This window comes from Bacteroidales bacterium (genome assembly GCA_035299085.1).
In the GTDB taxonomy this organism is placed as follows: domain Bacteria; phylum Bacteroidota; class Bacteroidia; order Bacteroidales; family UBA10428; genus UBA5072.
Window position 1 is genome coordinate 1 of sequence record DATGXG010000014.1, and the last position, 13,280, is coordinate 13,280.

General features: G+C 44.8%; 25 protein-coding genes. All 25 read left to right on the forward strand.

The genetic code is table 11. The features are described 5' to 3' along the window. Positions 1-14: 14 nt before the first annotated feature. The 25 genes from VK179_03555 to rplO all read left to right on the forward strand — a co-directional run bounded on the left by VK179_03555 (position 15) and on the right by rplO (position 13,275). On the forward strand, positions 15-686 hold the full coding sequence (locus tag VK179_03555; GenBank protein HLO57789.1) for a GDSL-type esterase/lipase family protein: 672 nt from the start codon (positions 15-17) through the stop codon (positions 684-686). Positions 687-999: 313 nt separating this feature from the next. Next, positions 1,000-1,374: a 30S ribosomal protein S12 gene (gene rpsL, locus VK179_03560; GenBank protein HLO57790.1), complete on the forward strand. Its 375-nt coding sequence runs from the start codon at positions 1,000-1,002 to the stop codon at positions 1,372-1,374. Between the two features lie 21 nt (positions 1,375-1,395). Then, on the forward strand, positions 1,396-1,872 hold the full coding sequence (rpsG, locus tag VK179_03565; GenBank protein HLO57791.1) for a 30S ribosomal protein S7: 477 nt from the start codon (positions 1,396-1,398) through the stop codon (positions 1,870-1,872). A gap of 62 nt (positions 1,873-1,934) precedes the next feature. Beyond that, positions 1,935-4,043, forward strand: a complete 2,109-nt coding sequence (gene fusA / locus VK179_03570) for an elongation factor G (protein ID HLO57792.1) — start codon at positions 1,935-1,937, stop codon at positions 4,041-4,043. A gap of 20 nt (positions 4,044-4,063) precedes the next feature. Beyond that, on the forward strand, positions 4,064-4,369 hold the full coding sequence (gene rpsJ / locus VK179_03575; protein HLO57793.1) for a 30S ribosomal protein S10: 306 nt from the start codon (positions 4,064-4,066) through the stop codon (positions 4,367-4,369). A 19-nt stretch (positions 4,370-4,388) separates the two neighbouring features. Beyond that, a complete protein-coding gene (rplC, locus tag VK179_03580) occupies positions 4,389-5,018 on the forward strand; it encodes a 50S ribosomal protein L3 (protein ID HLO57794.1) in 630 nt (209 codons plus the stop codon). Positions 5,019-5,031: 13 nt separating this feature from the next. Continuing rightward, the gene (gene rplD, locus VK179_03585) at positions 5,032-5,655 is read left to right on the forward strand and encodes a 50S ribosomal protein L4 (protein ID HLO57795.1); all 624 of its coding nucleotides are present in this window, start codon (positions 5,032-5,034) and stop codon (positions 5,653-5,655) included. Between the two features lie 18 nt (positions 5,656-5,673). Then, a complete protein-coding gene (rplW, locus tag VK179_03590) occupies positions 5,674-5,964 on the forward strand; it encodes a 50S ribosomal protein L23 (GenBank protein HLO57796.1) in 291 nt (96 codons plus the stop codon). Between the two features lie 9 nt (positions 5,965-5,973). After that, positions 5,974-6,798, forward strand: a complete 825-nt coding sequence (gene rplB, locus VK179_03595) for a 50S ribosomal protein L2 (protein HLO57797.1) — start codon at positions 5,974-5,976, stop codon at positions 6,796-6,798. A 13-nt stretch (positions 6,799-6,811) separates the two neighbouring features. Next, positions 6,812-7,081, forward strand: coding sequence for a 30S ribosomal protein S19 (rpsS, locus tag VK179_03600; protein HLO57798.1), 270 nt, complete (start codon positions 6,812-6,814; stop codon positions 7,079-7,081). A gap of 25 nt (positions 7,082-7,106) precedes the next feature. Continuing rightward, positions 7,107-7,541, forward strand: a complete 435-nt coding sequence (gene rplV / locus VK179_03605; protein HLO57799.1) for a 50S ribosomal protein L22 — start codon at positions 7,107-7,109, stop codon at positions 7,539-7,541. Beyond that, positions 7,541-8,242, forward strand: coding sequence for a 30S ribosomal protein S3 (gene rpsC, locus VK179_03610; protein ID HLO57800.1), 702 nt, complete (start codon positions 7,541-7,543; stop codon positions 8,240-8,242). Before rplV ends, rpsC begins: the two co-directional genes overlap by 1 nt. 30 nt (positions 8,243-8,272) lie before the next feature. Further along, the gene (rplP, locus tag VK179_03615) at positions 8,273-8,695 is read left to right on the forward strand and encodes a 50S ribosomal protein L16 (GenBank protein ID HLO57801.1); all 423 of its coding nucleotides are present in this window, start codon (positions 8,273-8,275) and stop codon (positions 8,693-8,695) included. 12 nt (positions 8,696-8,707) lie between these two features. Then, on the forward strand, positions 8,708-8,905 hold the full coding sequence (gene rpmC / locus VK179_03620) for a 50S ribosomal protein L29 (protein ID HLO57802.1): 198 nt from the start codon (positions 8,708-8,710) through the stop codon (positions 8,903-8,905). Position 8,906: 1 nt separating this feature from the next. Then, positions 8,907-9,164: a 30S ribosomal protein S17 gene (gene rpsQ, locus VK179_03625; GenBank protein HLO57803.1), complete on the forward strand. Its 258-nt coding sequence runs from the start codon at positions 8,907-8,909 to the stop codon at positions 9,162-9,164. Between the two features lie 2 nt (positions 9,165-9,166). Continuing rightward, a complete protein-coding gene (gene rplN, locus VK179_03630) occupies positions 9,167-9,532 on the forward strand; it encodes a 50S ribosomal protein L14 (protein ID HLO57804.1) in 366 nt (121 codons plus the stop codon). Positions 9,533-9,550: 18 nt separating this feature from the next. After that, positions 9,551-9,874, forward strand: a complete 324-nt coding sequence (gene rplX / locus VK179_03635) for a 50S ribosomal protein L24 (GenBank protein ID HLO57805.1) — start codon at positions 9,551-9,553, stop codon at positions 9,872-9,874. Then, positions 9,874-10,431, forward strand: coding sequence for a 50S ribosomal protein L5 (gene rplE / locus VK179_03640; protein ID HLO57806.1), 558 nt, complete (start codon positions 9,874-9,876; stop codon positions 10,429-10,431). The genes rplX and rplE overlap by 1 nt, the downstream gene beginning before the upstream one ends. 5 nt (positions 10,432-10,436) lie before the next feature. Further along, positions 10,437-10,706: a 30S ribosomal protein S14 gene (rpsN, locus tag VK179_03645; GenBank protein ID HLO57807.1), complete on the forward strand. Its 270-nt coding sequence runs from the start codon at positions 10,437-10,439 to the stop codon at positions 10,704-10,706. A gap of 28 nt (positions 10,707-10,734) precedes the next feature. Beyond that, positions 10,735-11,133, forward strand: coding sequence for a 30S ribosomal protein S8 (gene rpsH, locus VK179_03650; protein HLO57808.1), 399 nt, complete (start codon positions 10,735-10,737; stop codon positions 11,131-11,133). Between the two features lie 14 nt (positions 11,134-11,147). Next, complete coding sequence (rplF, locus tag VK179_03655) at positions 11,148-11,705, forward strand: 50S ribosomal protein L6 (GenBank protein HLO57809.1); 558 nt, start codon at positions 11,148-11,150, stop codon at positions 11,703-11,705. Between the two features lie 18 nt (positions 11,706-11,723). After that, the gene (gene rplR, locus VK179_03660; protein ID HLO57810.1) at positions 11,724-12,083 is read left to right on the forward strand and encodes a 50S ribosomal protein L18; all 360 of its coding nucleotides are present in this window, start codon (positions 11,724-11,726) and stop codon (positions 12,081-12,083) included. Positions 12,084-12,091: 8 nt separating this feature from the next. Then, the gene (gene rpsE, locus VK179_03665) at positions 12,092-12,610 is read left to right on the forward strand and encodes a 30S ribosomal protein S5 (protein ID HLO57811.1); all 519 of its coding nucleotides are present in this window, start codon (positions 12,092-12,094) and stop codon (positions 12,608-12,610) included. A gap of 17 nt (positions 12,611-12,627) precedes the next feature. Beyond that, positions 12,628-12,807, forward strand: a complete 180-nt coding sequence (rpmD, locus tag VK179_03670) for a 50S ribosomal protein L30 (protein HLO57812.1) — start codon at positions 12,628-12,630, stop codon at positions 12,805-12,807. 21 nt (positions 12,808-12,828) lie between these two features. After that, entirely contained in the window at positions 12,829-13,275 is a 447-nt protein-coding gene (gene rplO, locus VK179_03675; GenBank protein ID HLO57813.1) for a 50S ribosomal protein L15, read from the forward strand. The last annotated feature ends 5 nt before the right edge of the window (positions 13,276-13,280 follow it).

The following is a 13,280-nucleotide window of genomic DNA, read 5'->3' on the forward strand; positions in this document are numbered from 1 at the left end:
TGTAAAAAAAAGGGATGACAAGGAAAATATTTATTTCACTCATAGCATTTGTTTCAGTCGCACTGCCGGTTAAAAGCCAGACTGCCTGGGAAAAGGATATCCGCCAGTTCGAAAAGCTTGATTCGGCTGAAACATATTCCCCTAATGCTGTATTGTTTGCCGGCAGTTCGAGTATCCGGTTATGGTCGACCATAAAACGGGATATGGCCCCGTATGAAATCATTCAGCGGGGTTTCGGAGGTTCGAAGCTGAGTGACCTTGTTGTTTATGCCGACAGGATTATTGCGCCTCATCCCTGCAGCGCCGTTGTGCTGTTTGTTGCCAATGACATCACGGGGAGTGCCGATGATAAAACTCCGCAACAGGTGGCTGATTTATTCAGCCAGGTATTGCAGATCATCCGGAAATCGCATCCGAAAACCCCTGTGTTCTGGATTGAGATAACACCGACGCCGTCGAGGTGGAAGGTTTGGGATAAGGCAACTGAAGCAAACCAGATTATTAAAAATATGTGTGATAAAAAGAATAACACCTATTATATAGCCACCAGCCAGGCGTTTATTGGAAAGGACAGATTGCCTGTAAAAGATTATTTCATGCCGGATATGCTGCATCTTAATGAACAGGGATATAAGATATGGAGCGGTGTGATTAAGAAGAGGCTGGGGGAGGTTGTGCATCCTTAGATAAGGCGTCATTGCGAGGAGCGTACAAATCATTGATTATAGTAGAATTATTAGTCGACGAAGCAATCTGCCTGAACAGGAAGGGCGCTGCAAAGAGATAGAGTTGTTGAGGTAAATGTCCTGGTAAAGTAATGCCTGTGCGGACAGATTGCTTCGTCGACAATTAATAGATCAATAATCATAAATTCTACATGCTCCTCGCAATGACGATCTCTTTTTTGCAATTTTTTTTCTCATCTAGTTGCATTTGATAAAAAAACATCTACCTTTGCAAGCCAATTTTGAAGAAAAAAGAATTACAAATAAAGCATAAATGCCAACGATTCAGCAATTAGTAAGAAAGGGCAGATCAACGATCGAGGATAAAAGTAAGGCTCCGGCATTAAACTCTTGTCCCCAAAAACGAGGTGTTTGTACCCGTGTTTATACAACCACGCCCAAGAAACCTAACTCAGCTATGCGTAAGGTAGCCAGGGTAAGGCTTCAGCATGGAATTGAAGTTACAGCTTACATTCCGGGTGAAGGTCATAATCTGCAGGAACACTCCATCGTTATGATCCGCGGCGGCAGGGTAAAGGATTTACCGGGCGTTCGTTACCATATCATCAGGGGTGCTCTTGATACCTCCGGAGTAGAAGGACGCAACCAGCGCCGTTCGAAATATGGCACAAAAAGACCTAAAAAATAAGTTTTTGAATAGACCAATACAATGAGAAAGTCTAAACCAAAAAAAAGAATATTGTTACCGGATCCGAAGTACAATGATACACTGGTAACACGTTTTGTGAACAATATGATGATTCAGGGTAAGAAGAGCACAGCCTATGATGTTTTTTACGAAGCTCTTGACCTGGTTGCCAAAAAAGCAAAGGATATTGAAAGTTCACCGCTTGACATCTGGAAAAAAGCGTTGGAAAATATAACACCTCAGGTTGAGGTAAAAAGTCGCAGGGTTGGTGGTGCCACATTCCAGGTTCCCACGGAAATCCGTCCCGACAGGAAGATCTCGATCAGCATGAAGAACCTGATTCTTTATTCACAGAAAAGAACCGGCAATTCAATGAGCGATAAGCTCGCTGCTGAAATACTTGCCGCCTTTAAAGAAGAAGGCGCAGCATTTAAAAAGAAAGAAGATACTCATAAAATGGCAGAAGCTAACAAGGCATTTGCGCATTTCAGGTTCTAGTAAAAGGATATTTGACATTGCGGTTTAGCCTATAGTTACACTAGCTGATAATTAGTGCGAGAATGAATTTTGATTTGAATTATACCAGGAATATTGGCATTATGGCCCATATAGACGCCGGTAAGACTACCACTACCGAGCGCATCCTGTTCTATACTGGTATAACTCACCGGATAGGGGAGGTACACGAAGGCACAGCCACCATGGACTGGATGGTGCAGGAGCAGGAAAGAGGAATTACGATAACATCCGCTGCCACTACGGCGTTTTGGGATTATCAGAACAAGAATTACAAAATCAACATTATAGATACCCCGGGTCACGTTGACTTCACTGTTGAAGTGGAAAGGTCATTGCGTGTACTCGATGGTTGCATTGCGGTTTTTTGTGCTGTAGGCGGTGTTCAGCCCCAGTCGGAAACCGTATGGCGTCAGGCTAACAAGTATAATGTTCCGCGTATTGCATTCATCAACAAGATGGACCGCACAGGCGCCGACTTTTTCCATGTTGTAAAACAGATTAAGGAGAAGCTCGGTTCCAATCCCGTTCCCATGCAGATCCCCATTGGTTCTGAAGATAATTTCAAGGGACTTGTTGATTTGATTGAGCGTCGTGCTATCGTTTGGGTTCCTGATGAAAAACTCGGAATGAGGTATGAGTATACCGAAATTCCCGAAGATATGATTGAACTTGTTGAGGAATGGCGCGAGAAGCTGATCGAGGCAGTATGTTATACCGACGATGATCTTCTTGAAAGATTCCTTGAAGACAGGACTTCAATCACAGTTGAGGAATTTATGGAACATACCCGTAATGCCGTCATCAGCCAGCAGGTTGTACCGGTATTATGCGGTGCTTCATTCAAAAATAAAGGTATTCAGCGGCTTCTTGATGCCATTTGCGCATTATTGCCTAGTCCGCTTGATATCCCCACGGTTAAGGGACACAATCCTTACACCGATAAAACCGAAGAACGCAAGGCCGACGAAAACGAGCCGCTCACTGCTCTGGCTTTCAAAATTGCAACCGATCCCTATGTAGGCCGTCTGACCTACCTCCGGGTTTACTCGGGTGCCATTGATGCCGGAATGCAGGTGTTGAATCCGCGTACAGGTAAAAAAGAAAGAATTAACCGGTTATACCAGATGCATGCGAACAAGCAGAATCCGCGCGACAGGATTGAAGCCGGAGACATCTGCGGTGTGGTTGGTTTAAAGGAAGTGGTTACCGGTGATACACTTTGCGATTTGAAGAGTCCCGTGTACCTGGAGAGCATGACATTCCCCGATCCCGTTATCGGAGTTGCCATTGAGCCCAAAACACAGGCCGATGTTGACAAGCTTGGAAACGCGCTTGCTAAGCTTTCGGAAGAAGATCCTACGTTCAAGGTGAAGGTAGATGAAGATTCAGGTCAGACCGTTATCAGCGGAATGGGGGAATTGCATCTTGAGATCCTGATGGACAGGCTTAAACGTGAATTCGGCGTAGAATGCAGCCAGGGTGCTCCGCAGGTGGCATACAAGGAAGCTCTTACGAGCCCCGTTAAACATCGCGAAATATTCAAAAAACAAACCGGTGGCCGCGGTAAATTTGCCGACATCCAGTTTGAACTGGCCCCTGCAGAAAAAGGCGTTACAGGGCTTGTATTTATTGATGAAATCAAAGGCGGTAATATTCCGCGTGAATATATTCCCTCCATTGAAAAAGGTTTCCGTGAGGCCATGCGCAACGGTGTTCTTGCCGGTTTCGCCATGGACAGCCTCCAGGTGACTATTAAGGATGGTTCATTCCATCCGGTTGACTCCGATTCATTCTCATTTGAGATTTGCGCCAGGCAGGGTTTCAAGCACGGGCTCAAAAAGGGAAAGGTTACTTTACTTGAACCAATTATGAAGGTTGAAGTGGTAACGCCCGAAGAGTATATGGGTGACATCATCGGCGATTTTAACCGCAGGCGCGGTCAGATTACCGGAATGGAATCGCAGGCTTCATTGAGAATTATACTGGCCAATGTGCCCCTGGCCGAGATGTTTGGTTACGTAACCGTACTTCGCACTCTCTCGTCAGGCAGGGCTACCTCCACCATGGAGTTCTCGCACTACGATGCGGTTCCTCCCTCATTGGCAGCTGAAGTAATTGAAAAGATAACAGGTACTAAGATTTTAGTATAAAGATTGTAAGACCAACATAAATGAGCCAGAAAATCAGAATTAAGCTTAAATCGTATGATCACAATCTCGTTGACAAGTCAGCAGAGAAAATTGTGAAGACGGTTAAGACTACAGGTGCTGTGGTTAGCGGCCCGATTCCCCTGCCCACACATAAAAGGATTTTTACCGTATTACGGTCGCCTTTTGTGAATAAGAAATCAAGAGAGCAATTTCAGCTTTCATCGCACAAACGGTTGCTGGATATTTACAGTTCCACGCCCAAGACCATTGATGCGCTGATGAAATTAGAATTGCCCAGTGGTGTGGAAGTTGAAATCAAAGTCTGAACCATTTAATTAGGAAGAAATGCCAGGATTAGTTGGAAAGAAGGTCGGAATGACCTCAATATTCGATGAGAACGGTGTGAATGTTCCCTGCACGGTTCTCGAAGTTGGTCCCTGTACCGTTACACAGGTTAAGACCAAGGAAACTGACGGCTATAAAGCATTACAGCTTGCCTTCGACGATAAGAAGGAAAAGAATACACCTGCCGCCATGAAGGGTCATTTTAAGAAAGCCAACGCCACCCCCAAGAGGAAAGTGGTTGAGCTTACCGGTTTCATTCGCGACTGGAAGCTGGGTGATGTGATCACCGTTGATTATTTCAAGGATGACGAATGGCTTGATGTAACCTCAGTTTCTAAAGGTAAGGGATTCCAGGGTGTTGTAACGCGTCACGGTTTTGGTGGTATCGGTGATTCCACTCACGGACAACACGACAGGTCGAGAGCACCCGGTTCTTTGGGCGGATCATCATGGCCTTCACGCGTTCTGAGAGGCATGCGTATGGCCGGCCAAACCGGAAGCAAGAATGTAAAAGTTCTCAACCTGAAAGTGGTTAAGATCATTCCCGAAAATAATCTCTTATTATTAAAAGGATCAATACCGGGGGCAAAAGGATCCTACGTAATTATTGAAAGTCCCGACAGAACATAATAAACTGTGAACAATGGAATTAGCAGTATTGAATAAAACAGGAAAGGAAACCGGCCGTAAGGTTGAGCTTAAGGAAACCATTTTTTCCATTGAGCCCAATGACCACGCCATATACCTGGACGTGAAACAGCATCTGGCCAATAAACGCCAGGGTACTCATAAATCGAAAGAGCGCAATGAAGTATCGGGAAGTACCCGTAAGCTGAAAAAACAAAAAGGCACAGGCGGTGCCCGTGCAGGAAGTATCAAAAATCCTTTGTTCACCGGTGGTGGCAGGGTATTTGGTCCTCAGCCCCGTGATTATGATTTCAAGCTTAATAAGAAGGTAAAACAACTGGCCCGTAAGTCGGCTCTCACTTACAAAGCAAGGAACAATGAAATCGTGGTTCTGGAAGACTTCACATTGGAAGCTCCTAAGACAAAGGACTATGTAGCCTTTCTTACCGACCTGAAAATCGACGGTAAAAAGTCGTTAGTAGTTCTGAATGAACCAAATAAAAATATATATTTGTCGTCCCGGAATTTATCTGGCACAAGAGTCGTAACTGCTTCGGAATTAACTACTTACGATATCCTAAATAGCACTTCTCTTGTATTTTTTGAGAGTTCACTCGACAATATTCAGAAGAGTCTGTAACCGTCTAAAAGTTTAGAAATGGATATTATTGTAAAGCCGGTAGTAACTGAAAAGATGAATGCCCAGGCAGAAGGCCTGAAGAAATATGGCTTCATCGTAAATAAGAAGGCCAACAAAGTACAGATAAAAAAGGCCGTTGAAGATCTTTATGGCGTTACGGTCGAGTCGGTTAATACCATGTATTATGCCGGAAAACGCAAAGCAAGATTTACCCGTACCGGATATGTAGCCGGACAAAGAAATGCTTTCAAAAAAGCAGTGATCACCTTGCGGGAGGGCGATGTAATAGACTTTTATAGCAATATTTAATAGTATATTATGGCTGTAAGAAAATTAAAACCTGTAACACCGGGTCAGCGACACGCAGTTGTTGCTTCCTTTGACGACATCACCAGCAGTACACCGGTCAAATCGCTGATGAGGCCACTGCAGAAATCTGGTGGCCGCAACAGTGACGGTAAAATGACAATGAGGTACCTTGGCGGTGGCCATAAAAAGATGTACCGTATCATTGACTTCATCAGGAATAAAGACGGAATGAACGCAACGGTAAAGACGATCGAATACGATCCGAACCGTTCCGCACGCATTGCACTTGTTGTATATGAAGATGGTGAAAAGCGCTATATTATTGCACCTGCCGGTTTAAAGGTTGGTCAGGAAATCCGTTCGGGATCCGGTGTGGCTCCTGAAATCGGAAACTGTCTGACACTGGGTGAAATTCCCCTGGGTACTCTTGTACACAATATCGAGCTTCAGCCTGGCAAGGGTGGTGCAATGGCACGCAGTGCAGGATCTTATGCACAGCTTACCTCACGCGACGGAAAGTATGCCATTGTGAAGCTTCCTTCAGGTGAATCGAGAATGATTCTTGTAACCTGCAGGGCTACTATCGGCACGGTTTCCAATCCTGATCACGGTCTTGTAAGATCAGGCAAAGCCGGTCGCACACGCTGGCTGGGTCGCAGACCCCGTGTTCGCGGTGTAGCCATGAACCCGGTTGACCATCCAATGGGCGGTGGTGAAGGTAAGGCATCCGGCGGACATCCAAGGTCACGCAAAGGTTTGTATGCAAAAGGCATGAAAACCCGCAGGAAAAAGAATCCTACAACAAGGTTCATCATTGAAAAACGGAAAAAATAATTGACTTTATATTATGAGCAGGTCATTAAAAAAAGGTCCCTTTATTGAATTCAAGCTCGAAAAACGCGTGCTTGATATGAATAAGTCCGGCAAGAAATCAGTTATCAAAACATGGTCGAGGCGGTCGCTGATCTCTCCCGATTTCGTAGGGCATACCATTGCTGTGCATAACGGTAACAAGTTTATCCCGGTATATGTAACTGAAAACATGGTAGGACACCGTCTGGGCGAGTTTTCACCCACACGTACCTTCAGGGGCCATGCAGGAAGATCCAAGGAATAATAGAAATCCATTAAAATAAATATCAATGGGTGCACGTAAGCGAATAGCAGCAGACCAACGAAAAGAAGAAAACAAGACAAAAGCAATGGCAGTTCTGAACAACTGCCCGAGTTCACCGCGTAAAATGCGCCTGGTTGTAGATATGATCAGGGGTGTTGAAGTGAACAGAGCACTTGATATTCTTCGTTACAGCACAAAAGAGCCTTCTAAGAAAGTTGAAAAGCTTTTATTGTCGGCCATAGCCAACTGGCAGAAAAAAAATGAAGATGCAAGGGTTGAAAAGTCGAACCTCTTTGTAAAGGAAGTATTTGTTGATGGCGGCCGCCAGTTAAAGAGGCTGCGCCCGGCACCCCAGGGAAGAGGTTACAGGATCCGTAAACGTTCGAATCATGTGACGATCATACTCGACAGTCTGGTAAATATAGAGGAAGCACAAACTGAAGTAAAACAATCTAATTAATGGGACAGAAAGTCAATCCGATTAGCAATCGCCTCGGAATCATCAAAGGTTGGGATTCCAATTGGTACGGCGGAAGAAATTATTCCGAAAAACTGGTCGAAGATTACAAGATCAGGGAATATCTGACTGCCAGGTTGGCAAAGGCCAGCATTTCCAAGATCGTTATCGAGCGTACGCTGAAACTGATCACGGTTACTGTCAACACGGCCCGTCCGGGTATCATTATTGGAAAAGGCGGACAAGAGGTTGATAAGCTCAAGGAAGAATTGAAGAAGATCACAAGCAAGGAAGTTCAAATCAATATATTTGAAGTAAAAAGGCCCGAACTTGACGCTGTTATTGTTGCCAACAACGTGGCAAGGCAGCTCGAAGGTAAGGTTTCTTACCGCCGTGCGATCAAGATGGCAATTGCTTCAACCATCCGCATGGGTGCTGAGGGAATTAAGGTGCAGGTGTCAGGCCGCTTAGGTGGTGCTGAAATGGCCAGGACCGAGATTATCAAGGAAGGAAGAATTCCTCTGCATACATTCCGTGCTGACATTGATTATGCACTGGGTGAGGCACTCACAAAAGTCGGACTGATTGGTGTGAAGGTTTGGATATGCAAAGGTGAGATTTACGGAAAACGTGATCTTGCTCCGAACATCGGCGCCAAATCAGCCAAACCGAAGAGCAATTTTAAAAAAGGTCGCAGAAAATAAGTGGTTTACACGATATAACAGGATAACATTATGTTACAACCGAAAAAATCAAAATTCAGGAGGCAGCAGAAGGGCAGAATGAAAGGCAATGCCCAGAGAGGTCATGACCTTGCCTTCGGATCGTTTGGGATCAAGGCTCTTGATAAAGCATGGATCACAGGACGGCAGATTGAAGCAGCCCGTCAGGCTGTAACCCGCCATATGAAACGTGAAGGACAGATCTGGATCAGGATATTTCCCGACAAGCCGATCACCAAGAAGCCTGCTGAAGTACGTATGGGTAAAGGTAAAGGCGCTCCCGAAGGATTCGTTGCTCCGGTAACCCCGGGACGTATTCTCATCGAAGCTGACGGTGTTCCTTTTGATGTAGCCAAAGAAGCTCTCCGGCTGGCTGCTCAGAAGCTCCCCATTGCCACCAAGTTTATCATCCGCAGAGATTACGTCGAAATTTAATTAACATAGTTCATGAAGACTTCCGAGATACGCGAATTATCCGCCAAAGAAATTGAAGAGCGGATTGAAAATGAAAAAACACTCATTTTCAAGCAGCAAATGAACCATGCCATTTCTCCCCTTGACAACCCTATGAAAATAAGGGAAACCAGGAGAAACATTGCCCGGCTGGAAACCATACTTCGTCAGAAACAGAAAGAAGCCAAGTAAAATGGAAAACAGAAATTTAAGGAAAGAAAGGGTCGGTATTGTTGTAAGTAACAAGATGGACAAAACCATCGTGGTAGCTGAAAAACGTAAGGTTAAGCACCCCATTTATGGTAAATTCATCAACCGTACCACCAAGTTCATGGCCCATGATGACAGTAACAACTGCAATATCGGCGACACTGTAAAAATCATGGAAACCCGTCCGCTGAGCAAAAATAAAACCTGGAGAGTAGTTGAAATCATCGAAAGAGCTAAATAACCATGATACAGCAAGAAAGTAGATTAACGGTTGCGGATAACAGCGGTGCAAAAGAAGTACTTTGTATCCGTGTACTCGGTGGCACAGGCAGAAGGTATGCCTCTGTCGGCGACAAGATCGTAGTGACCGTAAAAAGCGCCCTTCCTGCAAGCGAAGTTAAAAAAGGAACCGTAAGCAAGGCGGTAGTGGTACGTACAAGCAAGGAAATCAGGAGACCTGACGGATCATATATCAGGTTCGATGACAATGCCTGTGTACTGCTTAACAATGCCGATGAAATCAGAGGCACCCGTATCTTTGGTCCCGTTGCCAGGGAACTGCGTGACAAGTATATGAAAATTGTATCACTTGCGCCTGAAGTGTTATAATACTTAAAAATCAATTCAATGCAGAAGAAACTCAATATCAAGAAAGGCGATACCGTTTTCGTAAATGCCGGTGAAAATAAAGGTCAGCAGGGAAGAGTCCTTGAAGTGATCCGTAAAACCGACCGCGCCATTGTTGAAGGTATCAACCTGGTTAGCAAACATACCAAGCCGAATGCAAAAAGCCCACAGGGCGGTATTGTTAAGAAAGAAGCACCAGTGCATATTTCAAATCTTATGGTCGTTGATCCGGCTTCAGGAAAGCCAACCCGCGTTGGACGCAGGTTAAACGACAAGGGATCGCTTGTAAGATATTCAAAAAAATCAGGAGAGGAGATTAAGTAATGGCTCATATACCTAACCTCAGAACAAAGTACCAGGAAGAGATTATCCCGGCACTTACAAAAGAGTTCAGCTACCACACTGTTATGCAGGTGCCGAAGCTTGAGAAGATCGTGATCAACCAGGGAGTAGGACAGGCAGTAACCGATAAGAAAATCGTGGACACAGCTGCTGAAGAACTCACCATGATAACCGGTCAGAAAGCCATTCAGACCATGTCGCGCAAGGACATCAGTAACTTCAAGCTGAGGCGCAAAATGCCCATCGGTGTAAAGGTTACCCTCCGCCGCGACACCATGTATGAATTCCTCGAAAGACTGATTTCAGTTGCTCTTCCCCGCATCAGGGATTTCAAGGGCATCAACAGCAAATTCGACGGCAAGGGAAATTATACTCTTGGAATCACCGAACAGATTATTTTCCCGGAGATCGACATCGACAAGATCAGCAAGATCCTGGGTATGGAAATAACCTTTGTAACATCGGCCAGGTCTGATGAAGAAGCTTTTGCCCTGTTACGCGAATTTGGATTACCATTTAAGAATACTAAAAAGAGTTAATATATATGGCTAAAGAATCATTGAAAGCCCGCGAAGTAAAGCGCAAGCAGCTTGTTGAGAAATTTGCTGCCAAAAGAGCCAAGCTGAAAGCTGAAGGTGACTTCCAGGAACTGAGCCGCCTGCCCAGGAACTCTAACCCCATTCGGTTACATAACCGTTGCAAACTCACAGGAAGACCAAAAGGCTATATCCGCCAGTTCGGAATCAGCAGAATAGTGTTCAGGGAGCTTGCTTCAAAGGGATTAATTCCCGGTGTAAAAAAGGCCAGCTGGTAATAAAGAATCAAGAGAAAATTATACAGAAATGACAGATCCGATAGCAGATTATTTGACCCGGTTGAGGAACGCGATTTCCGCCCGTCATAAAGTGGTTGAAATACCGTCATCCAACCTGAAAAAGAACCTCACGAAGATTCTTTTCGACAAAGGTTATATACTGAATTATAAGTTTGTCGATGAAGACAAAAAACAGGGAAGCATCAAGATAGCCCTGAAATATCATGCTGAAACCAAGCAGCCCGCCATTCGTTCACTCGAGCGGGTCAGTTCACCGGGCCTTCGCAGGTACGTCGGTTCTGAAGAACTTCCCAGGGTATTAAATGGTCTTGGCATTGCCATCGTTTCCACTTCCAGGGGTGTGATGACCGATAAGGAAGCACGGAATCTGAATATTGGCGGCGAAGTATTGTGTTACGTTTATTAACGGAGGAATTATCAATGTCACGAATTGGAAAACTGCCGATTAAATTGCCCCAGGGCGTAACGGCAACTGTAAAGCCCGATAATACGGTTTCAGTGAAAGGCCCGAAAGGTGAACTTAGCCAGGCTATCGATCCTGATATCAAGGTCGATGTAAAAGACGGCATCGTAAATGTTGAGCGTCCTACAGAGCAAAAGCGTCATAAAGCCATGCACGGCTTGTACCGCGCTCTGATCAACAATATGGTACACGGAGTTTCACAGGGATATGAAATCAAAATGGAAGTAGTGGGTGTAGGTTACAAGGCTGAAGCAAAAGGCCAGATCCTTGAACTCAGCCTCGGTTATTCCCATGATATTCATTTCCAGGTTCCTGATGAAGTAAAAGTGGAAGCCAAAACCGAAAGAAGAAGTAACCCGGTTATAACACTCACCAGCAATGACAAACAGCTGATCGGACAGGTAGCTGCAAAGATCAGGTCATTCCGTGAACCCGAACCCTATAAAGGTAAAGGTATTAAATTCGTGGGCGAAGTGCTCAGGAAGAAGGCCGGTAAATCTGCAACAGCCAAATAATACATAAAAAACTGAAGTATGGCTTTAACAAAAATTGAACGCAGGAAAAGAATAAAAATGCGTATCCGTAAAGAGCTTTACGGAACAAAGGAAGTTCCCCGCCTGACGGTTTTCAGGAGCAACAAGCAGATCTATATTCAGATCATTGACGACTCCGAGGGAAAAACATTGTTATCTGTTTCCTCAACGGTTAAGGAAATTGCCGAAAAGAAAGGGTTAACCAAGGTTGATCAGGCTAAGCTGGTTGGTAAACTGGCCGCTGAAAAATCAAAGGAAAGCGGAATCACCTCGGTGATATTCGACCGCAATGGTTACCTGTATCACGGTAGAGTAAAAGCACTGGCTGAAGCTGCCAGGGAAGGTGGACTTAAATTTTAACTATTATTATGTCAAACGTAAGCATTAGAAGAGTAAAGACTACAGACCTCGATCTGAAAGACCGTCTGGTTAGTATTCAACGTGTGACCAAGGTTACAAAAGGAGGTCGGACCTTCAGTTTCTCTGCCATTGTTGTGGTTGGCAATGAAGACGGCATAGTAGGTTACGGATTGGGTAAAGCCAATGAGGTTACCACAGCCATTGCCAAAGGCGTAGAGGATGCAAAAAAGAATCTTATCAAGGTTCCGGTATATAAAGGTACTATTCCTCACGAACAGCTTGCCAAATACGGCGGTGCACAAGTATTCCTGAAACCCGCATCAAGCGGTACAGGTGTTAAGGCCGGCGGTGCTATGCGCGCTGTTCTTGAAAGTGTGGGAGTGCATGACGTGCTTGCCAAATCGAAAGGTTCATCAAACCCCCATAATTTGGTAAAAGCAACTTTCAATGCACTGCTGCTTATGCGTGATGCCTATACCATCGCACAGCATCGCGGTATCACTATGGACAAGGTATTTAACGGTTAATGCAGACAATTATACCAATGGCTAAAATACGAATCACACAGGTTAGAAGCAGGATTCACTGCACCAAAAGGCAAAAACTCAATCTTGATGCCCTTGGACTCAGAAAACTTAATGCATCTGTAGAGCATGAAGCTACTCCCCAGATCTTAGGTATGGTGAACAAAGCAAAACATTTGGTTACAGTAACAGAACTCTAATTTTAAAGATATTTTACTACTATGGATCTTAGTAATTTAAAACCAGCCAAAGGATCAATCAAGAAGAGCAAGCGACTCGGCCGCGGCCAGGGATCAGGAAGAGGCGGAACTTCTGCAAGAGGTCATAAAGGCGGACAATCAAGATCAGGGTATACCCGGAAGATTGGTTTTGAAGGAGGACAGATGCCTTTGCAGCGCCGTGTTCCGAAATTCGGTTTCAATAACATCAGCCGCAAAGAATACAAGGGCATTAATATTTCTACCCTTCAGACACTTGCTGATTCCAGGAAATTATCAGCCATTGATGTTCAGACCCTTGCTGAGGCAGGTCTGATTTCAAGGAACGATCTTGTGAAGATTCTGGGTAACGGTACTCTCACCGCTAAACTCGATGTAAAAGCTCATGCGTTCTCTAAATCAGCCAAAGCCGCAATCGAAGCTTTACAGGGAACAGCAACCATAATCTGATACCC